Here is an 18,395-nt window from a genome sequence, read left to right as displayed (position 1 = left end):
GCATAAAGGGGATCTGGTTGATGACGGCTTTTCGCACCGCGGGGTCCATGGGGATGAAGCCCACGAGGTCGAGGGACACGCCGGAGAGGAAATGGTCGCAGGCCTTGTACAGCTTGACAAAAATCTCCTTGGCCGTCTTTTCGTCTTTGGCCATGTTCACCAGCACACGGAAGCGGTCCACGCCGTGGTGCAGCTTCAGCACCTTGATGAGCGCGTATGCGTCGGTGAGCGAGGTGGGCTCGGTGGTCAGCACCACCAGGCGCTCCTGCGCGGCTATGTTGAAATATAGGACATTATCGTTGATGCCTGCGCCTGTGTCCACGATGAGGTGGTCGATGCCGCCTTCAAGGTAGTCCATGGACTCCAGCAGGTCGAGCTTCTGGCCTGTGGTCAGGTTGACCATGTCGCTGACGCCGGAGGCCGCGGGCAGGATGCGGAAGCCGTAGGGCGTGTCGCACAGGATGTCCTCCAGCGTCATGCCCTCGTTGAACAGGTGGAACAGGTTCAGCTTGGGCGCGATGCCGAGGATGACGTCCACATTGGCCAGGCCCAGGTCGGCGTCCAGAATCACCACGCGCTTGCCCATGCGGGTCAGCGCGCAGGCCAGGTTCACGGAGATGTTCGTCTTGCCGACCCCGCCCTTGCCGGAGGTGACGGAGAAGACCAGGGGAAGAGCCGTGGGTGTCATGTTCCTCGCCTTATGCCGCCTGCTCGGCCTGGTGGCCGGGCAGCGTGTGCTTGAAGATAAGCCGCCACAACATGTCGCTTTGGGCCGGGGCGATGCTGTTCTTGAGCCCGGGGCCGAAGGACAGGGCGGAAACGGGCAGTTCCGTCATGCGCGCCATGTTGAGCAGCGCTCCGAAACTACAGGCTTCGTCCAGTTTCGTCCAGATGAGACTTTGCAGTATCGGGCAGGTGTAGCGTGTTGCTATCTGCGCATACTGGCTGGCGGAGAAGTACGGCGCAAGCACCAGATGCGCGGCCATGTCGCGGCTGTCGTCAAGGCCCAGTTCCGCCAGGTGCTCACCCAGGGTGGCAGCACCGGAAAGTCCGGGCAGGTCCACGAAGATCATGTCGAACTTGGGCGACTCCTTGATCAGCTCGCGCATTTCCTCGGCGCTGCCCGCCTCGCGGAAGGCCAGGCCGGAAAGATCGGCGTAGTGGCGCAGCACAAGGCGGCCCTTGCCCTGGCCCTGGTCGGCGGCGACGACGCAGATGCGCGCCTTGGGCCGGGCCTGCTTCTCGCGCAGGGCCAGTCGGATGAGCGTCAAGGTCTTGCCCACGCCGTGCGGTCCGGCGAAGATGTGATACTTCTGCAGCCATTTTTTTGACTCGAAGCCGTAGCAGGGAGCCACGGCCTCCAGCACCGGCAGGATGGGCCGGTCCGGGTCGGCCTTGAGGTCCAGGAACACGCGCAGGAGCACCTGCATGTCCACTTCCTCGCGCTCCAGGTACTTGATGGCCACGCGCTGCCTGGGCGAAAGCTCGTCCATGTTCAGCTGCGGCTTCACCAGAGCCATGAGCTGGTCCTTGATGGCCCGCCATTCATAGGCCCAGTCCGCCGGGTTCTCGTCCACCTGTGGCATGATGCCTCCCGCGTTGCGCGCGGGCATGAGCGGGGTTTTCCGGCCCGCGCTCTCGGCCCTGGGGTCGATGGCGGCGGTGATCTCGCAGCCCTTGCCCGACCCGGTGCGCACGGTCTTGGTGTTCAGGATGATGGCGTCGTCGCCCAGCTCGGCCTTCACCTTGGCGAGGGCGGCCTGTACGTCGTTTCCCTTGAATGTCTTTATGTGCATGGCATCAGCTCAGTTTAACAGTGGCCATGGATTGGATTCGGATATCTGCCGGTATTTCCGCCTGCGAAATCACAGGCATGGTTGGCAGGAAGCGAAGCAACAATTGGGCCAAGTGTGGACGCACCTGGGGCGTGGTGAGCAGAACTGGCTGGCCGTCGGTGCCGACCGCGCTGTCCTGGGCCGCGCCGATGGCCTTGATGATCTGCTGGGCCTTGTTGGGCTCGAGCGCCAGGTAGCCGCCCTGGTCCGTGTTGCGCAGGCTGCCCACAAGCGTTGCGTCGATGTCGCTCGACAGGGTGACGATGGGCAGGGAGTTGTCGCTGGCCAGGTAGCCCTTCACGATGGTGCGGCCCATGCGCGAGCGCACGTACTCCGTCAGCACCGCCGCGTCCTGCACGGCCGGGCCGTAGTCGGCCAGGGCCTCCACGATGGAGAGCATGTCGCGGATGGAGATGCTTTCGCGCACCAGGTTTTGCAACACCTTCTGCACTGTGCCCAACTGCAGCACGCCGGGCACCAGGTTCTCCACCGCCTTGGGCGCGCGCTTGGCCAGGTTGTTCAAAAGCTCCTGCACTTCCTGGCGGCCCAGGAACTCGTGCAGGTTGCGGCGGAACACCTCCGTCAAATGCGTGGCGACCACGGTGGAGGGGTCCACCACGGTGTAGCCGGCCAGCATGGCGGCCTCGCGCCGGGCTTCGGGAATCCACACGGCGGGGAGGTTGAAGGCGGGCTCCACGGTCTGCACGCCCTCGATCTTGTGCTTGGCGTCGCCCGGATCCATGGCCAGGAAGTGGTCGATGAGGATTTCGGCCGAGGCGATGGCGTTGCCCTTCACCAGCACGCGGTATTCGCCGGGCTTCAGCTGCAGATTGTCGCGCAGGTGCAGCGAGGGGATGACCACGCCCATGTCGAGGGCGAACTGGCGGCGGATGCTTCTGATGCGCGAGAGCAGGTTGCCGTTTTGTTCCTCGTCCACCAGGGGAATGAGTCCGTAGCCAACCTCCAGCTCCAGCTGGTCAAGCGGCAGCAGGGACTGCACTTCCTCGGGCGTGTCGAGCTTGGGCGCGCCACCCTTGGCCTTGTCCTTCTCGGCCTGCTGCTGGGCGTCGTGGGCCGGGCGGGTGCGCTCGGCGATGCCCGCGATCCAGTAGATCAGCGCGCTGAAGGTGATGAAGGGCAGGGTGGGCAGGCCCGGCACCAGGGCGAAGAGCAGCAGGATGCCGGACACGAGCTTGAGGGCCTTGTGGTGGAAGGTCAGCTGGCCGAGGAATTCCTCGCCCATCTTGGCTTCGGCCGCCGCGCGGGAAACAATGATGCCCGACGCCGTGGAGATGATGAGCGAAGGAATGGTGGCCACCAGACCGTCGCCGATGGTCAGCAGGGTGTAGGTCTTGGCCGCGTCCTGCCAGGGCATGCCCTTCTGGAACACGCCGATGCAGAAGCCGCCGACGATGTTGATCAGGAGCATGATCATGCCGGCCTTCACGTCTCCCTGCACGAACTTGCCCGCACCGTCCATGGCGCCGTAGAAGTCGGCCTCCTTGCGGATTTTGTTGCGGCGGGAGGTGGCCTCGGGTTCGTCGATAAGGCCCGCGTTCAGGTCCGCCTCAACGGCCATCTGCTTGCCGGGCATGGAATCCAGGGTGAAACGGGCGGCCACTTCGGCGATGCGCGTCATACCGGCGACGATGACGGTCTTGTTGATGGTGAACAAGATGAAGAAGATGACGATGCCGATGATGTAGTTGCCGCCGACCACGAACTCGCCGAAGCTTTGGATGACCGAGCCCGCCGCGCCGGAGCCTTCGTCGCCGTGCATCAGGATGAGCCGGGTGGAAGCCACATTGAGGGAGAGCCGCAAAAGGGTCGTCACCAGGAGCAGCGACGGGAAGATGCTGAACTCGAGGGGCGATTGCAGGAACATGCTGGTGATGAGCACCACGATGGAGATGGAGATGCTGAGCGTCAGCAGAAGGTCCAGCAGCAGCGTGGGCATTGGCACCATCATCACCATGAGGATGATGACGACGCCCACGGCCAGCATGATGTCGCCCTGCTTGGCGAACTGCGCATAGTCGATGTCGATGGCGGCGAATTTGGCGCTCTGGGACATTTTGTTGACGCTCCTCGCGGTTTGGAAAACGGCGGAGACATCAACCTTTCAAGGTTTGGATCAGGTGCGGCGGCTCTTGAATTTCGCCAGCTTGGCCAGAATGGAGGCCACGGCCTGATACATTTCCTCGGGGATTGTCTCGCCGATTTCCACCTGCTTATACAAAGCCTGTGCCAGGGGCCTGTTCTCGTGCAGGGGGATGTCGTTTTCTATGGCGATTTCACGGATTTTCTGGGCGATGCGGTCCACGCCCTTGGCCAGCACCATGGGGGCAGGAGCCTCGGTGATGTCGTAGCGCAAGGCCACGGCGTAGTGGGTGGGGTTGGTGATGACCACGTCGGCCTTGGGCACGGTGGTCTTGAGCCTGCGGCCCATGACCTCGTACATCTTGCGCAGCTGCTTCTGCTTGATCTCGGGATCGCCTTCCGCCTGCCTGCGCTCGTCCTTCACCTCTTCCTTGGTCATCATGAGATTGTCGTCATAGCGGAAGCGCGTCCACCACAAGTCGGCTATGGCGATGAGAATCATGGGCACCAGGGCGTAGCAGATCATCTTGTACGAAACGAGCAGCATGTAGCTTGTGATGCCCATGACGTTCTGGTGGAACAGGGGCAGAAGATTGGGCAGCTCCTGCTTGATGACGATATATGGGGCGATGCCCACAGCGGCGGCCTGGGCGATGTCGCGCCCCAGGCGCACCAGGGTCTCCGGGCTGACCATCATCTGCTTCAGCGCGCCGAGGATGTTGAAATTGATGCGGTCCCAGCGGAATTTGAAGGTCCACAGGCTGCCCACCTGCAAACGAATCGTGGCGTAAGCCACGATGGCGACGACGAACATCACCGGCAAGACCATGTAGGCGATCTTGACCGAGGACCACAGCAGCATGCTGTACACGGTCTGCTGGTCCAGGGTCTGCCTCAGGCCCTCGGTGAAGAACCATTGGAAGACTTCCTGAAGGTTCTTGAAATAAAAAGGCCCCAGATAGCGCATGGCCACCACCCCGGCCAAAAGGCCGATGACCTTGCTGACCTCTGGTGATTTGGCGACGCTGCCTTCATCGCGGGCTTTCTTGATCCGCTTGGGGGTCGCTTTTTCTGTTCTGCTTGGATCTTCTCTCGACATGGGCCGTGCGTTTCTCCCGCGCCGCTATGTGTGTGGCGCGCCAAGGCGCATCAGGTGGATGAACACCTGGTCCATGGCGCTGATGAAATTGGTGACATATTCGCTCATCATTTCCATGACGTAGGAGAGGAAAAGAAAGCCTACGGCGATCTTGAGCGGAAAGCCCATGACCAGAATGTTCATCTGCGGGGCCGTGCGCGAGATGAGCGCCAGGGCCAGATCAACCAGGAACAGCGCCAGGATGACCGGGGCGGCGATGCGCACGCCGAGCACGAACATCTGCTTGGAAAAGAGCATGACCTCGGTCATGAGCTGCGGTGTGAGGAAAAGCCCTCCGGGCGGCACCAGCTCAAAGCTGTTGCCCAGGGCGCGGATGAGATGCAGGTGCCCGTTGAGCGACAAGAAGGTGAGCATTGTGCACATGTAGATGAAATGCGTGGTCATCGGCTCCTGCTGGCCGGTCATGGGGTCGATGGAGTTGACCATGGAGAAGCCCATCTGGAAATTGATGATGGCCCCGCCTATCTGCACGGCGGCGATGAGCATGCGCACGATGCAGCCCAGGGTGAGGCCCAGCACGATTTCGCCCGCGAACATGATGGCGATGTTGAAGGGGTGCGCCGGGAAGGCCGCACCCGGAAAGGACAGGCTGGGCCACACGGCCAGGGTGAGCACCAGCAGCATGGCGGCCTTCATCACGTTGGGCAGGGTGTCGCCGAAAAAGGGCATGATGAAGAGCACCACGCTGATGCGGAACAGCGTGAGGTAGAAGCTCAAGACCATGTTCGGGTCGAAACTGAAGATGTCCATTGCCCGCCGCCCGCTTGTCCGTTTGCCAGCTCGCCGGATGGAGGCGCGCCGCGCACCCCGCGCGGTTTCCGCCTGCAAACAGTCGCATGAGCCTAGCCCACCTTGCGCGGGGCGTAAAGTGGCAAGGGCCGGCGGCGGCCTGCGCCGATGCGATTCCGGAAAGGGGCTAGTTCAGGATGTAGCGCATGGGATTTACGGGAACGCCGCCGATGCGAACCTCGTAGTGCAGGTGCGGGCCCGTGCTTCGACCGGAGTCACCGATGAAGGCGACGACCTCGCCGCGCTGCACCACCTGGCCCTGCTTCACGTTGACGCGGGAAAGGTGGGCGTAGCGCGTCACAAGGCCGGTGCCGTGGGTCAGATTCAGCACCAGGCCGTAGGCCGGGTCGCGTTCGATGAAGGACACCACCCCACGCGAGGGGGCGTAGATGGGCGTTCCCGTGGGCGCGCTTATGTCGAGCCCCTTATGGAACTCCTTCTTGGCCGTGAAGGGCGAACTGCGCCAGCCGAAGCCGGAAGTGACCCAGCCTCCGGCCGGCCATACCGAAGGCGTGGACTCGAGTACGTCTTTGTTGGCGCGCAGGCGCTGGATGATCTCCTGCTGACGCACTTCCTCAAGCCGCGCCTCAACGGAGAGCTGACGCAGGAATTCGTTCATCTTGCGGGCGAGAAGCTCCTGCCTGTAGATGGGCAGGTAGCCCTTGGTCATGTCCTGGCCGGGGCCGCCGCGTCCGGCCACGCTCATGGTGTTCTCCTGCTCCAGGTTGATCATGACCCGAAGTTTGGAGTCGAAGTCGCGGATACGGGTGACGTCTTTCTGGAGGGTAACGAGCTTCTGACTCAGGTTCAGCAGCTGCGACTTCTGCTCGTTGGCGGATTTCTCAGTGATGTTCAGGCTGCGTTCCAGGCTGCCGCTTGATGCCGCGTTCTTGAGCAGCACGAGATTGCCTGCCAAAAGCGCTACCAGCAGGGCTCCGATGCCCATGAGCATCCAGCCGCGCAGCTGGAACTTGCGCGTGCTGCCGCGTTTTTCGCGGAAGATGACGATATGAAACTTGCCGAATAACATTAGGAATTTAGTACACGTCCTGTAATAACGCGGACATGCCTCCAGAGTTCGTTTTCCTAGCCCATGATGGCGCGGGGGTCAAGCCGCGCCTCTTCGCCCAGCTTCTGCCGGTCCAGCTGATAACGCGTCAGGGCGTTGAACACGTTTTGGCGAATGCGCTTGTCGCGGCCCATCTCCAGTTGCAGCCAGTCGTGGATTTCCGTGCGGCGCGTGCTGCCGGATGACGGGCAGTCGTTCTTCCAGATGGGCAGCTCCCATTGGCGGGCTGCGGCGCGCATGAAGGACTTCTCCAAGAACAGGGCCGGGCGGATGACCTTGAGCCTTCCCCCAAAAAAATCTTCAGCGGCGGAAAGGCCGTCCACCCGGCCGTTCTGCACCACATTCATGAAGAAGGTCACCACCAGATCGTCGGCGTTGTGGCCAAAGGCCAGGTGCGTCAGGTTGTACTCGCGGCACAGGTCGAACAGGCGTTTGCGGCGCAGCATGGCGCAAAAGAAGCAGGGCGAGTTCTTGCGGTTCTCGTCGGAATGCGCGCGCGGCCCGTGGTCGGTAAGCTCGATGTGGGCCGCGATCCCCTCGCGCTGGCACCAGTCCACCAGGGGCGCGTGGCTCTCCGGGTTGAAGCCGGGATTCACGTGCAGGGCCATGATCTCAATGGGAAAGGGCAGGATGGCCTTGCGGATGGTCAGGGTCTTGATGAGGGCGAAGCTGTCCACCCCGCCGGAAACGGCCACGCCGATGCGTGCGCCCGGTCCGGCCATACCTGTCTTCTGCATCAACATGCCCACGGTGCTGACACATTTTTTCTGCGCGTATGATAATTTGCTGAATCCGGACATGAAGTCTCCTCAATTGGGCGGCTTTGCTGCGCCCGAAGGCCGACTTAGGGCATTTACGCTTGACATGCAAGCACGACACGGTTAACTGAAACTCCTTTGCGTTGCCGTTACGTAAAAAACAGAAGCTGCTTCCGCCGCCTCCCTTCACGCGGCTCATATACATTCTCCGGGCGCTGCCCTTAGCCATATCTGGAAGGCCAGCCTTGACCAATTCCGCAACCCGCTTCGGCATGCTGCTGCTTCTGGTGCTGTTTTCAGCCCTGGGAGTCGGCTTTTTTCTGTATCAGCAGGAACAGCGTCTCGCCATGAGCATCTGGCCGGACTACTCAATAGACGCAGTGAAGAGCATCGAGGTGGCCACCCGCCAGGAGCGCTACACCCTGCTGCGCGAAGGCTCGGGCTGGGTTGTGCGCCTGGAGGGCGCTGAGGCCGACGCTCCGCCCATCCCCGCGGATCCGGCCCGCATTGAGGCCCTGCTTGCCGCCATTTCCCACAACCGCCCCGGCCAGATGCTGGAGCAGTCGGCCGCCGCCGACAACGCCGCCACCGGGCTCGACGCCCCAACTGTGCAGATCCTGCTCACGCCCGTGAGCGCCGATGATCGGGAAGCCCGGCTGACCCTGGGCCACGAGACCCCCACCGGCGCCGCCCTGTACGTCCACAGCTCTCTGGCGCCGGAGGCCGTGTTCCTGCTGGATGCCAGCGTGCTGCACCATTTTGACAAGCCCGCCGAGCACTACTTCGATCCCCGGTTGCTCGACGTGCGCGGCGAGGACGTGCAGCGTTTGACCCTCTACAGCAGCCATGGGATGCAGTGGGACATGGAGCGCAAGGACGACACCTTCCATTTCGTGACTCCGGCCTCCATGCAGGGCACCACGGTCACGGCTTCCGAGGTGCGTTTGTACGTGCACAACCTGACCGCCATCGGCGCGGACGTGATTCTCACCAAGCCGGACCGGCAGGTGACGGGCAAGCCCGTGTGCAGCATCGAGATGCTGCTGCCCAAGGCCGCAGCACCGCTGCGCCTTGAGCTGTTCGCCCCCCTCGACGCCGACCAGGTCTACGGCCGCTCCACCCGCCATCCGTCGGGCTTCCTCATCGACAGGGAGAAGGCCAGGAGTCTTGTGCGCCAGGCCTACGACATGCAATGGCGCGGCGTGGTGAACTTCGACTCCTCCCGTGTGGAGGGCGCGCGCATCTACTCCGTCATGAACAACCAGACCCTGCAGGTGGACAAGAACCCCTCCGGCTGGGAGGAGCGCGACACCGGCCGCAAGGTTTCGGGTATTGACATGACGCTGTGGCGACTTAAAGAATTAAGGTTCGAAGCCGAACCGGTGTCCCGTCTGGGCTATCCGGCGGCGCAGCGCCTTGAGTTCGACCTTTTGACGAAGGACGGCAAGGTGTTGTCCTCATTTACGTTCTTTACCGATCCCCGCCTCCCGGCGGACCAGTGCTGGCTCAAAGTGGGCGCGGAGGAGATGTACTACCCCGTGACCAGCCAGCTGCTGGAGGATGTGCAAGGATATCTGCCCGCGCGGCAGCCAAAGCCCGCGCAATAACGCGGAATTTCAGTCCAACCCTGCTTTCAAGGAGTGCTTCATGGCGAGAATCACCGTCGAAGATTGTCTGGAAAAAGTCCCCAATCGTTTCCTCATCGTGCAGATGGCCATCAAGCGCGTGAAGCAGTATCGCGAGGGCTACGCCCCGCTCATCGAGTCCCGCAACAAGGAAGCCGTCACCGCCCTGCGCGAGATCGCCGAAGGCAAGGTTCTGCCCGGCGAATCCATCCCCGAGGCTGGCATCCAGGCTCCTGAAGCGTAAAGATTATTCCCATGTCCAAACGCGATTTCTACGAAGTCCTCGGGGTGCAGAAGAACGCCTCGGAAGACGAGATCAAGCGCGCCTACCGCAAGCTGGCCTTCGAGTTCCATCCTGACCGCAACCAGGACGACCCGGACGCCGAGACGAAGTTCAAGGAGGCCGCCGAGGCCTACGACGTGTTGCGCGACGCCGAAAAGCGCCGCCGCTACGACGCCTTTGGCCACGACGGGCTGAACGGAGCGGGGCAGGGCTTCAACTCGTCCGAAGACATCTTCGGCGCCTTCAGCGACATCTTTGGCGAGGTCTTCGGCTTCGCCGGAGGCGGTCGCGGAGGCGGCCGCCGTCCCCAGGCCGGCATGGACCTGCGTTACAACCTGAACATCAGCTTCCGGCAGGCCGCCAAGGGCGATGAGGTCACCCTCAAGATCCCGATGAACGTGCCCTGCCAGGAGTGCAAAGGCACGGGCGCGGAGCCCGGCACCGAGATGACCGACTGCCGCCAGTGCCGCGGCACGGGCAGCGTGCAGCAGGCTCAAGGGTTCTTCCGCATCTCCGTCACCTGCCCCAGCTGCCACGGACGGGGCAAGATCATCACCAAATACTGCTCCGCCTGCCGGGGCGCTGGCCTCACCAGCCAGACGCGCGAACTCAAGGTGCGCATCCCCGCGGGTGTGGACGACGGCTCCCGCCTGCGTCTGCGCGGCGAGGGCGAGGCCGGAGTGAACGGCGGCCCTCACGGCGATCTGTATGTGGTCATCAGCGTGGAGCAGGACAAGACCTTCGACCGCCAGGACCAGAATCTGATCCTGCGCCGCAGCATCAGCATGGTGCAGGCGGCCCTGGGCGACAAGATCGAGATCCCCACCCTGGACGACCCCATCACCGTGGACATCCCCAAGGGCACCCAAGGTGGCGAGGTGTTCCAGCTGCGTGGCATGGGCCTGCCCCATCCCAGCGGCGGCCGCAAGGGCGACCTGCTCATCGAGATCAAGGTGGAGACGCCCAGCGGGCTTTCCGCCAAGCAGGAGGAGCTCCTGAGGGAGTTCGCGCGCCTTGAGGAGGAGAAGCCCCTCAAGAAGGCCAAGAACTTCTTCAAGAAGACCAAAGAAAAGGTCATGGGAGACTAGCCATGGGCCAGGAGTTCTCGCATCTGGACGAGGAGGGGCGCGCCCGCATGGTGGACGTCTCCGCCAAGGGAGAGAGCGTGCGCATCGCCCGCGTGAAGGTGGACGTGCTCCTGAACGCCCGGACCATGGAACTGCTGGTGCAGAAGGCCCTGCCCAAGGGCGAGGTTCTGGGCACGGCCCGCGTGGCGGGCATCCTGGCGGCCAAGCGCACGGCGGAACTCATTCCCTTGTGCCACCCGCTGCCGCTGGACTTCGCCGACATCAGCTTCGACATCGACGAGGCCGCTGGCATCGTGCACATTGAGGCCGAGGCCCGCACCAGCGCCAAGACCGGCGTGGAGATGGAGGCCCTCGTGGCCGCGCAGATGGCCGCAGCCACCATCTACGACATGTGCAAGGCCGTGCAGAAGGACATCCGCATCACCGATTGCCGCCTGGTGTACAAGAGCGGCGGCAAAAGCGGTCTGTTCCAGGCTGACTAGCCGCAGCCCATTACGACAAATCGAAACGCCCGCCCCGGTGACTTGCCGGAGCGGGCGTTTTTTCGTGCGCTTCGCTTTGCGGATCAGGACGCGTACAGCTCCGCAGTCTCGCGCAGCACCTCGGTCAGCCCTTCCTGGGCGCGGGCCAGTTCCTGCGGGCTGACGCAGGCGGGCGGCATGAGGTAGACCACGTTGCCCATGGGCCGGATGAGCAGACCGCGCTCGAAGCACTTGGCCTTCACCGCGGTGCCGATGCCCGCGTGGTAGTCGCTTTCGTCGCGGCCAAGGGTCACGGCGGCGATGGAGCCCAGGGCGCGTGGGCGGGTGACGCCGGGAAGCTTGGCCACCTCCGCCAGCCAGGCGCGGTTGGACGCGGTGATGCGTCCGATGCGCTCCAGGGTGCCTTCCTCCTGGAACAGGGCGAAGGAGGCGACACCGGCGGCGCAGCCCAGGGGATTGGCGGTGAAGGAATGGCCGTGGGCGAAGGCCGTGTGGAAGTCTTCGCCCAGGAAGGCCTCGTAGATGCGCGTACTGGCAACCGTGGCCGCCAGGGGCAGAAAACCGCCGCTGATGCCCTTGGACAGACACACAAGGTCCGGCACGACATGGGCCTGCTCCATGGCGAACATGGTGCCCGTGCGACCGAAGCCGGTCATCACCTCGTCCAGGATCACCGGGATGTCGCGGGCCTGCATGCGTTCCACCACGGTGCGCAGGAACTCCGGGCGGCACATGTTCATGCCGCTGGCCCCCTGCACCAGAGGTTCCGCCAGGAAGGCCGCGGCCTCGTGCCCGTGGGCGGCCAGCAGGGCGTCGATTTCGGCCAGGGCCAGGGCCTCACGCGCCTCGCACTCCGCATCGCCCATCCAGGTAGGAGCGAAGGGCAGGTGGCGCACCTCACACATCAGTTCATCGAATGGGTCGTAATAGCCGGACGTGCGGCCCACGGCCATGGCTCCGAAGGTGTCGCCGTGGTAGCCGCCCTGGAAGGCCAGAAACAGGCGGCGGTTGTTGTCGCCTGTGTTGCGCCAGTACTGCCAGGCCATCTTCAGCGCCACTTCGACCGCCGTTGAGCCGTTGTCCGAGTAGAACACGCGGGAGAGCGGCCGGGGCAGGGCGTTGACTATGGCTTCGGCCAGCCGGGCGGCGGGCTCGTGGGTGAAACCCGCGAAGATCACGTGCTCCATGGTGGCCGCCTGCCTGGCGATGGCTTCGGCGATTTTGGGGTGGCTGTGGCCGTGCACATTGACCCACCAGGAGCAGGCCATGTCCAGCAGCTCGCGGCCGTCCTCCAGGAACAGGCTGGCGCCCTTGGCCCGGGCCACGGGAAGCGGCGGTGGCGCGGTGCGCTCCTGGGTGAAGGGGTGCCAGACATATTTGCGGTCAATATCGACGGTGCTCAGGGATCTCGTGCTCACGACTTCCACCGTATCCAGTCCAGGGCTCCGGGCAGGGGGGCCACGCGTTTCAGGGATTCCCTGGAGAGCGGGTCCAGGGGCGGAATTTCCGCCAGCACCTTCACGTTGCCGAAATGTTCTATGCCTTCGCGGTTGCCGGGATTGGGCAGGCCGGAGAGCACCACGCCGAGCACCGGAACCCCGCGCGCGCGCAGGGCCATCAGGCTCAGGCAGGTGTGGTTGATGGTGCCCAGGCCGCTTCTGGCCGCCAGGATGACCGGCGCGCCCAGGCGCTGCATCAGGTCGAGCATGGTGGCGGATTCGTTCACCGGCACAAGCACTCCGCCCGCGCCCTCGATGACCAGGGGCCGCGCGGTGGCGGGCAGGCGGAAGTCGTCCAGGTCCACGCGCCTGCCTTCCAACCGCGCGGCGTCGTGGGGCGAAAGGGCCGCGCTGAAGAGGTGCCGCTCCGGGTGGATATGCGCGCCGGAGAGCCGGGCCACGGTGTCCGCGTCGCGGTCCGGCGGGTGGCCGGACTGGATGGGCTTCCAGTAGTCCGCTCCGCAGTGCAGGCACAGCCAGGCGGAAACGATGGTTTTTCCGGCGTCGGTGTCCGTGCCGGTGACGAATACCTTCATGCCCCGCTCCTTGCGTTATATGACCTCAGTGACGAGGCCATAGAGGACCAAGGCCGTGGCGTCCATGCCTGCCGCAAAGCGCTTGAGCACCGGGCGGATGGGCCCTGGCCGGTAGCCTGGCCTGGGCTGGTCCGCGCCGATGTTGCGGAAGCTGTCCGCAAAGGCGCGCGCGTCCGCGTAGCGGATGACATGGGTCGCGGTCTCGAAATATGCGTTGCGGCCGGGCAGGGCGCAGAGGGCCTGCCTGAGCGTGGACTCCTCCGGCAGGGGCAGCAGCCCGGGTTCCCTGCCCATGGCCGCGAAGGCCTGCCGCCATTCCGGGAAGCTGCCGGAGAGCGGCACGGCAAAGGCCAGGCGCGGGGTAAGCCCGGCCAGGCGGCACAGGCCCGCTACGGGGTCCTGGAACCACTGCGCCGCAAGGTTGCTGACCATTGCGGCCGGGGCCTCGGCAAAGGCGGCCTGTTCGCCGTCCCGCACGGCAAAGGACAGCTGCGGCAGATGGCCCAGGCGCGCCCGGCAGCGTTCCAGCATCTCCGGCGCGATGTCCGTGGCGAGGTAGCGTTGGCACAGGGGCGCAAGCTGCGCGGTGAGCAGGCCGGTGCCGCAGCCTATCTCGGCCACAAGGTCCTGCGCGGGCAGGCCGCCGTTGGCCGCGATGAAGGCGGCAAGCCTGCCTGCGCTCTCGCGCTGGAGCAGGGCGTGCTCGTCGTACTGCGCGGCCCGCGCGCCGAAGCGCTTGGCCACCAGCGCGCTGCGGCTCAGTTCAGCATCATTGCGCGGCATCGACGAACTCCCGCACCAGGGGCAGGCAGTCACCTGTGCGCGTGAAGGGCAGGGCGTGCCCGCCGGTTTCGAAAACATGCAGGGTTGCGCCGGGCAAAGCTTCCCGCGCCTCTTGCGCCAGGGCCAGGGGCGCGATGCGGTCGTCCGCCGCGTGCAGGAGCAGAATGGGCGGGGTGCTGCCGGGTGCGGAAAGGTCAAGGCTTCGCAGGGTGTGCAAGTCGTGGCGCAAGCTGCCAAGACCGTCAGCAGTGGGCAAGGCCGGCGTTTGTCCCTTGAGGCCGCAACGGCGCAGGAAACGCGTCAGCACGTCGGACGGATCCGTTTCCAGGCGGGAGAGCATGGCGTCCAAGGTTTCGAGCGGCGTACCCGTCGCCTGCCCCGCCTGCGAGCAAAAGCGCAGGAAGGTGCCCAGTCCCACAAGCCCGCGCCAGGGCACGTCCATGCCCAGCAGCTTGGCAAAGCCCAGCGAGTGGCCGATGCCGACCCAGCCTTCGGGATTTTCCGGCAGGACGAGACGTTCCGTCCCGTAGTACCCGGCGTCCAGCAGGATCACAGGCCGCTCAGGAAAGGCCGCGGCCCAGGCCTGCCAGGCGTGTGCGCCAAAGCCCCAGCCGTGCATGAATACGAGGCCGGTCATAGGCTGCCCAACGCTCCGAGCAGGCGGGCGATGTCGGCGTCGGTGTGCGCGGCGGAAAGGCCGATGCGCAGCCGCGACGCGCCCTGGGGCACCGTGGGCGGCCGCACAGCGGAGACGACGATCCCCTGCCCCGCGAGGGCGTCCTTGGCCGCTAGGGTGCGCTCCGGCGTGCCCAGGATCACGGGCACGATGTGCGTGGTGGACTGGCCGGGATCAAGGCCGAGGCGGCGCAGGCCCTGGCGCAGGGCTTCGGCCCTATGGAGCAGGGCGGTGCGCTCCGCGCCCAGGCCCGGCAGCAGCTCCCAGGACTTGAGCCCGGCCCCAACCGTGAGCGGCGAAGGCGCGGTGGAGAAGATGAAGCCGCCCGCCTTATTGACGAGATAGTCGCGGATGATGCCCGCGCAGGCCACGTACCCGCCGCTGACGCCCAGGGCTTTGCTCATGGTGCCCATGACCACGGTGGTGGGGGCGAGGTCCACGGCTTCGCACAGGCCGTAGCCGCGCGGGCCAAACACGCCGGTGGCGTGGGCCTCATCAATGTACAGCAGCGCCCCGTGCGCAAGAGCCAGGTCCTGCAGTGCGGCGATGTCCGCCTGGTCGCCGTCCATGCCGAACACGGACTCGGACAGGATGACCTTGGGGCGGGGCTCGCTCGCATGTTTCTCAAGTAGAGCTTTAAGATGTTCCAGGTCCAGATGCCGGTAGCGCAACTGCCGCGCCCCGGCCAGGGCGCAGCCCAGGTGCATGCTGGCGTGGTTCAATTTGTCCGCGAAAACAAGAGGTTCTGCTCCGAGGGCGGTGGCGTCAAGCAGTGCGGCGATGCAGGCCGCGTTGGCCTGATAGCCGGAGTTGAAGATCAGAGCGGCCTCTGAGCCTTTGTCGGCGGCGATGCGCGCCTCGAAGGCCTCGTGCGCGGGCGTGTTGCCGGAAAGCAGGCGCGAGCCCGTGGCTCCAGCCCCGTAAAGGCGTCCGGCCTCGGCAGCGGCCGCGACCAGTTCCGGGCGGCGGGCCAGGCCCATGTAGTCGTTGCCGGAAAAATCCAGCAGGCCGTCCTTATCAGAAGGCGGCAGGCGGCGCAGAAGCCCCTGGGCGTCCAGGGACTCCAGGACATCGGCGTAGCGGCGCAGGAGTTCGTTCATGGCGTTGCGGCCCTTTGGCCGCGTGGGGGCTTCTGTGCGCTACCAGACCATGCGCATGCGCACGCCCTGGGCGGAGATTTCTTCCTTGATCTGGCGGATGGTGTACTCGCCATAGTGCACGATGGAGGCGATGAGCGCGGCGCTGGCCTTGCCCTTGGTGAAGGCGTCGGCCATGTGCTGCGGGTTGCCCGCGCCGCCGGAGGCGATGACCGGGATGCGCACGCTTTCGCTCACCAGACGCGTCAGCTCCAGATCGTAGCCGTCCTTGGTGCCGTCGGCGTCGATGGAGTTGAGGCAGATTTCGCCGGCGCCCAGCGCTTCGCCGGTCTTGGCCCATTCCAGGGCGTCCAGGCCTGTGTACTTGCGCCCGCCGTGGATGACCACCTCGAAGCCGGAGGGGATGGTCTCGCTCTTGTCCACGCGCTTCACGTCCATGCCCAGCACCACGCACTGCGCGCCGAAAGCGGCCGCGCCTTCGCTGATGATGTCCGGATTTTTCACCGCGCCGGAGTTGACCGAGCACTTTTCGGCCCCGGCCAGCAGTACGGCGCGCATGTCGGCCACGGTGTTGATGCCGCCGCCCACGGAGAAGGGAATGAAGATCTGGCTGGCCACACGCTCCACCACGTCCAGGAAGATGCCCCGGCCCTCGCTGGAGGCGGTGATGTCGTAGAACACGATCTCGTCCGCGCCTTGCTCGTAGTAGTGCCGCGCGGTTTCCACCGGATCGCCGATGTCAACGTTGTCCTTGAACTTCACGCCCTTGGTCAGCTTGCCGTTGCGCACGTCGAGGCAGGGGATGATGCGCTTACTGAGCATTCTTGGCCTCCAGGCAGTAGTCGTGAAAGTTCTTCAACAGCGTCAGGCCGGGCGCGCCGCTCTTTTCCGGGTGGAACTGCACGGCCCACAGGCCGGTGCGGCCGTGGACGGAGCAGAAATCTTCGCCGTAGTTGGTCTCGCCGATGATGAAGTCGGGCTTGGGAGCCGGGTGGTAGCTGTGCACGAAGTAGAATTCGGCCTCGGGCGCGATGCCTTTGAACAGCGGGCAGTCCTTTTTGAGGGCCACGCGGTTCCAGCCCATGTGCGGCACGCGGATGGGGGTGCCGTCGGCCTCGGCCCAGGCCGGGTTGAACAGGCGGCACTCGCCGGGGATGATGGCGAGCGTACGGGTGTTGTTCTCTTCGCAGTAGTCCAGCAGGATTTGGCAGCCCACGCAAATGCCAAGCAGGGGCTTCTCCTGCCAGATGAGGGCCTTGAGCACCTCATCCAGCCCCTCGGAGGTCAGCTCGTCCATGGCTTGGCCCGCCGCGCCCACGCCGGGGAAGATGATGCCGTCGGCCTTGGCCAGGATGTCGGGATCATTGGTGATGATGTTCTCTATGCCCAAGTGGTCCAGGGCGCGGCGCACGCTGGTCTGGTTGCCTGCTTTGTAGTCGAGGATGGCGAGCATGCCGGGCTCCTTGCTGCGTAGGTCAAGCGTCAGCGACGCCGGGGTTCCCCAGCGGACTAGTCAATTTCCGTGCGGAAGACAAGGGCGCGATTTGCGCTATTTGGCGAGAACGCGCAGGAACAGGTCGCCCGTGAAAGGGCCGAGTTTTCGGCCAAGACCCTTGAGGCGCACAGGCCTGCCCACGACAAAATCCGGCGGCAGGGTCACCTCCACTGTCTTGGACTCGCCGAAGCGCGAGCTGATGGTGAGCCGCACCAATTTGCCCGGTCCCACGGCGAAGGCCGGGTAGCTCACGGTCTGTTCGTCGTCCAACTGGCCGCGCAGCCAGGATTTGACCCCGCCAACGAGACCTTTGCTCAGGTCGAGGCCCATGGATTTGTCGCCCCAGGTGATCTCCAGCTTGCGGCGCTTGGGGGCGGGCTCCGCCGCCTTGCCCGGCCTCGGCGCGTGCTGCGGCGCGCTGGGTGCGGAATAGGCCGGGCGCTGGGCCTGATTCTGGGGCTGCTGGCCCGGTGTGCCGTGCTTGAGCTGGCTGTAAATGTCCTCGAACACTTGCCGGGCGAAGGCATCGGAGAGCAGGTCGCGCAGGACCTCCTCCTCCCGGAAATGGAAGGTCCCGCCGGAGCCGGGCTTGGCCCCCGCGGACTGCGAGGTCTGCGAAGTATGCGCGGACTGGGACGAGCCGCGCGCGTAGGCCTTTCCCGCCTGGGCCTTGCGGGCCTTGGCGTCCGGGCCGTCTGTCGGCTTCTGTGCTTGGGCTTTGCCCGAGGTCGGTGCGGGCTCGTCCTTCAGGGCATGGCTGAGCAGCACGTAAGCTTCGTTCAGCTCGCGGAACTGCTCCGCGGCTTTGGGCGAGGGGTTCAGGTCCGGGTGCAGCTTGAAGGCCAGCTTGCGGAACGCGGCCTTGACCTCCTCCAGCGTGGCGGAGGGCGGTACGTTCAGGATGCGTTGGCAGTCCCGGATGTTCATCAGCGTTTGCGGCTCTTCAGGGTTTCGGTGAGCACCAGGGCGTGGGGCGTCTCCGGGCCGGGCTCGTGGACCAGACCGTGCTCGTGCAGATAGTCCACGCCCTCTTGAACAAAGGTCTCATGTCCGGCGTCCTTGTCCACGCCGGGGCAGTCGCTCTGGATCATCTCCCAGCTGGTCTCGTCCACCAGGTTGCC

19 protein-coding genes and 1 pseudogene are annotated in these 18,395 nt (G+C 64.8%); 4 read left to right on the top strand and 16 right to left on the bottom strand.

The annotated features are described in order from the left end of the window. The 7 genes from VN419_RS10780 to VN419_RS10750 form a co-directional block, all read right to left on the bottom strand. On the bottom strand, positions 1-688 hold a 688-nt coding region (locus tag VN419_RS10780), incomplete at its 3' end, for a MinD/ParA family protein (protein ID WP_325647235.1). Between the two features lie 10 nt (positions 689-698). Then, the gene (locus VN419_RS10775) at positions 699-1,796 is read right to left on the bottom strand and encodes a flagellar biosynthesis protein FlhF (protein WP_325647234.1); all 1,098 of its coding nucleotides are present in this window, start codon (positions 1,794-1,796) and stop codon (positions 699-701) included. Between the two features lie 4 nt (positions 1,797-1,800). Next, entirely contained in the window at positions 1,801-3,909 is a 2,109-nt protein-coding gene (flhA, locus tag VN419_RS10770) for a flagellar biosynthesis protein FlhA (protein ID WP_325647233.1), read from the bottom strand. Positions 3,910-3,969: 60 nt separating this feature from the next. Further along, positions 3,970-5,034 carry a flagellar type III secretion system protein FlhB gene (locus VN419_RS10765; RefSeq protein ID WP_325647232.1) on the bottom strand — a complete coding sequence of 355 codons (1,065 nt, stop codon included), beginning with the start codon at positions 5,032-5,034 and terminating at the stop codon, positions 3,970-3,972. Between the two features lie 24 nt (positions 5,035-5,058). Further along, positions 5,059-5,844: a flagellar biosynthetic protein FliR gene (gene fliR / locus VN419_RS10760; RefSeq protein WP_325647231.1), complete on the bottom strand. Its 786-nt coding sequence runs from the start codon at positions 5,842-5,844 to the stop codon at positions 5,059-5,061. A 166-nt stretch (positions 5,845-6,010) separates the two neighbouring features. Further along, a complete protein-coding gene (locus VN419_RS10755; RefSeq protein ID WP_325647230.1) occupies positions 6,011-6,913 on the bottom strand; it encodes a M23 family metallopeptidase in 903 nt (300 codons plus the stop codon). A gap of 56 nt (positions 6,914-6,969) precedes the next feature. Beyond that, complete coding sequence (locus tag VN419_RS10750; RefSeq protein ID WP_325647229.1) at positions 6,970-7,752, bottom strand: tRNA 2-thiocytidine biosynthesis TtcA family protein; 783 nt, start codon at positions 7,750-7,752, stop codon at positions 6,970-6,972. A gap of 203 nt (positions 7,753-7,955) precedes the next feature. Between VN419_RS10750 and VN419_RS10745 the strand changes: the two genes are divergently transcribed. Genes VN419_RS10745 through moaC form a run of 4 tightly spaced genes read left to right on the top strand, consistent with a single transcriptional unit; the run spans position 7,956 to position 11,188 of the window. Continuing rightward, the gene (locus VN419_RS10745; RefSeq protein WP_325647228.1) at positions 7,956-9,317 is read left to right on the top strand and encodes a DUF4340 domain-containing protein; all 1,362 of its coding nucleotides are present in this window, start codon (positions 7,956-7,958) and stop codon (positions 9,315-9,317) included. Positions 9,318-9,357: 40 nt separating this feature from the next. Then, on the top strand, positions 9,358-9,579 hold the full coding sequence (gene rpoZ / locus VN419_RS10740) for a DNA-directed RNA polymerase subunit omega (RefSeq protein WP_325647227.1): 222 nt from the start codon (positions 9,358-9,360) through the stop codon (positions 9,577-9,579). Between the two features lie 11 nt (positions 9,580-9,590). Further along, positions 9,591-10,706, top strand: a complete 1,116-nt coding sequence (gene dnaJ / locus VN419_RS10735) for a molecular chaperone DnaJ (protein WP_325647226.1) — start codon at positions 9,591-9,593, stop codon at positions 10,704-10,706. Positions 10,707-10,708: 2 nt separating this feature from the next. Continuing rightward, positions 10,709-11,188: a cyclic pyranopterin monophosphate synthase MoaC gene (gene moaC / locus VN419_RS10730; protein ID WP_325647225.1), complete on the top strand. Its 480-nt coding sequence runs from the start codon at positions 10,709-10,711 to the stop codon at positions 11,186-11,188. 83 nt (positions 11,189-11,271) lie between these two features. On the opposite strand, the gene bioA is transcribed toward moaC, so the two are convergent. The 9 genes and pseudogenes from bioA to VN419_RS10685 all read right to left on the bottom strand — a co-directional run. After that, positions 11,272-12,606, bottom strand: coding sequence for an adenosylmethionine--8-amino-7-oxononanoate transaminase (bioA, locus tag VN419_RS10725; RefSeq protein ID WP_325647224.1), 1,335 nt, complete (start codon positions 12,604-12,606; stop codon positions 11,272-11,274). Next, positions 12,603-13,223: a dethiobiotin synthase gene (gene bioD / locus VN419_RS10720; protein WP_325647223.1), complete on the bottom strand. Its 621-nt coding sequence runs from the start codon at positions 13,221-13,223 to the stop codon at positions 12,603-12,605. The genes bioA and bioD overlap by 4 nt, the downstream gene beginning before the upstream one ends. A 15-nt stretch (positions 13,224-13,238) precedes the next feature. Beyond that, positions 13,239-14,006, bottom strand: coding sequence for a methyltransferase domain-containing protein (locus VN419_RS10715; protein WP_325647222.1), 768 nt, complete (start codon positions 14,004-14,006; stop codon positions 13,239-13,241). After that, the gene (locus VN419_RS10710; protein ID WP_325647221.1) at positions 13,993-14,643 is read right to left on the bottom strand and encodes an alpha/beta hydrolase; all 651 of its coding nucleotides are present in this window, start codon (positions 14,641-14,643) and stop codon (positions 13,993-13,995) included. Before VN419_RS10710 ends, VN419_RS10715 begins: the two co-directional genes overlap by 14 nt. After that, complete coding sequence (locus tag VN419_RS10705; protein ID WP_325647220.1) at positions 14,640-15,782, bottom strand: 8-amino-7-oxononanoate synthase; 1,143 nt, start codon at positions 15,780-15,782, stop codon at positions 14,640-14,642. The genes VN419_RS10710 and VN419_RS10705 overlap by 4 nt, the downstream gene beginning before the upstream one ends. Before the next feature lie 39 nt (positions 15,783-15,821). Then, positions 15,822-16,601 (bottom strand): imidazole glycerol phosphate synthase subunit HisF, encoded by a 780-nt coding sequence (gene hisF / locus VN419_RS10700; protein ID WP_325647219.1) that lies wholly within the window; start codon positions 16,599-16,601, stop codon positions 15,822-15,824. Further along, entirely contained in the window at positions 16,591-17,232 is a 642-nt protein-coding gene (gene hisH / locus VN419_RS10695) for an imidazole glycerol phosphate synthase subunit HisH (protein WP_325647218.1), read from the bottom strand. The genes hisF and hisH overlap by 11 nt, the downstream gene beginning before the upstream one ends. A gap of 96 nt (positions 17,233-17,328) precedes the next feature. Further along, positions 17,329-18,201 (bottom strand): DnaJ domain-containing protein, encoded by an 873-nt coding sequence (locus VN419_RS10690; protein WP_325647217.1) that lies wholly within the window; start codon positions 18,199-18,201, stop codon positions 17,329-17,331. Continuing rightward, a pseudogene (locus VN419_RS10685) lies at positions 18,201-18,395 on the bottom strand (hypothetical protein); the annotation flags it as partial. The pseudogene VN419_RS10685 and the gene VN419_RS10690, both read right to left, overlap by 1 nt.

The sequence above is a fragment of the Humidesulfovibrio sp. genome, assembly GCF_035560995.1.
Taxonomy (GTDB): Bacteria; Desulfobacterota; Desulfovibrionia; order Desulfovibrionales; family Desulfovibrionaceae; genus Humidesulfovibrio.
Note: the sequence above shows the minus strand (reverse complement) of the source record. Positions and strands in the feature narration are given on the sequence as shown.

Excerpts from the sequence above, each read along its gene's own strand:
- VN419_RS10775 (WP_325647234.1), bottom strand. The coding sequence starts at position 1,796 with ATGCACATAAAGACATTCAAGGGAAACGACGTACAGGCCGCCCTCGCC.
- flhA (WP_325647233.1), bottom strand. The coding sequence starts at position 3,909 with ATGTCCCAGAGCGCCAAATTCGCCGCCATCGACATCGACTATGCGCAG.
- VN419_RS10765 (WP_325647232.1), bottom strand. The coding sequence starts at position 5,034 with ATGTCGAGAGAAGATCCAAGCAGAACAGAAAAAGCGACCCCCAAGCGG.
- fliR (WP_325647231.1), bottom strand. The coding sequence starts at position 5,844 with ATGGACATCTTCAGTTTCGACCCGAACATGGTCTTGAGCTTCTACCTC.
- VN419_RS10755 (WP_325647230.1), bottom strand. The coding sequence starts at position 6,913 with ATGTTATTCGGCAAGTTTCATATCGTCATCTTCCGCGAAAAACGCGGC.
- VN419_RS10750 (WP_325647229.1), bottom strand. The coding sequence starts at position 7,752 with ATGTCCGGATTCAGCAAATTATCATACGCGCAGAAAAAATGTGTCAGC.
- rpoZ (WP_325647227.1), top strand. The coding sequence starts at position 9,358 with ATGGCGAGAATCACCGTCGAAGATTGTCTGGAAAAAGTCCCCAATCGT.
- dnaJ (WP_325647226.1), top strand. The coding sequence starts at position 9,591 with ATGTCCAAACGCGATTTCTACGAAGTCCTCGGGGTGCAGAAGAACGCC.
- moaC (WP_325647225.1), top strand. The coding sequence starts at position 10,709 with ATGGGCCAGGAGTTCTCGCATCTGGACGAGGAGGGGCGCGCCCGCATG.
- bioD (WP_325647223.1), bottom strand. The coding sequence starts at position 13,223 with ATGAAGGTATTCGTCACCGGCACGGACACCGACGCCGGAAAAACCATC.
- VN419_RS10715 (WP_325647222.1), bottom strand. The coding sequence starts at position 14,006 with ATGCCGCGCAATGATGCTGAACTGAGCCGCAGCGCGCTGGTGGCCAAG.
- VN419_RS10710 (WP_325647221.1), bottom strand. The coding sequence starts at position 14,643 with ATGACCGGCCTCGTATTCATGCACGGCTGGGGCTTTGGCGCACACGCC.
- VN419_RS10705 (WP_325647220.1), bottom strand. The coding sequence starts at position 15,782 with ATGAACGAACTCCTGCGCCGCTACGCCGATGTCCTGGAGTCCCTGGAC.
- hisF (WP_325647219.1), bottom strand. The coding sequence starts at position 16,601 with ATGCTCAGTAAGCGCATCATCCCCTGCCTCGACGTGCGCAACGGCAAG.
- hisH (WP_325647218.1), bottom strand. The coding sequence starts at position 17,232 with ATGCTCGCCATCCTCGACTACAAAGCAGGCAACCAGACCAGCGTGCGC.
- VN419_RS10690 (WP_325647217.1), bottom strand. The coding sequence starts at position 18,201 with ATGAACATCCGGGACTGCCAACGCATCCTGAACGTACCGCCCTCCGCC.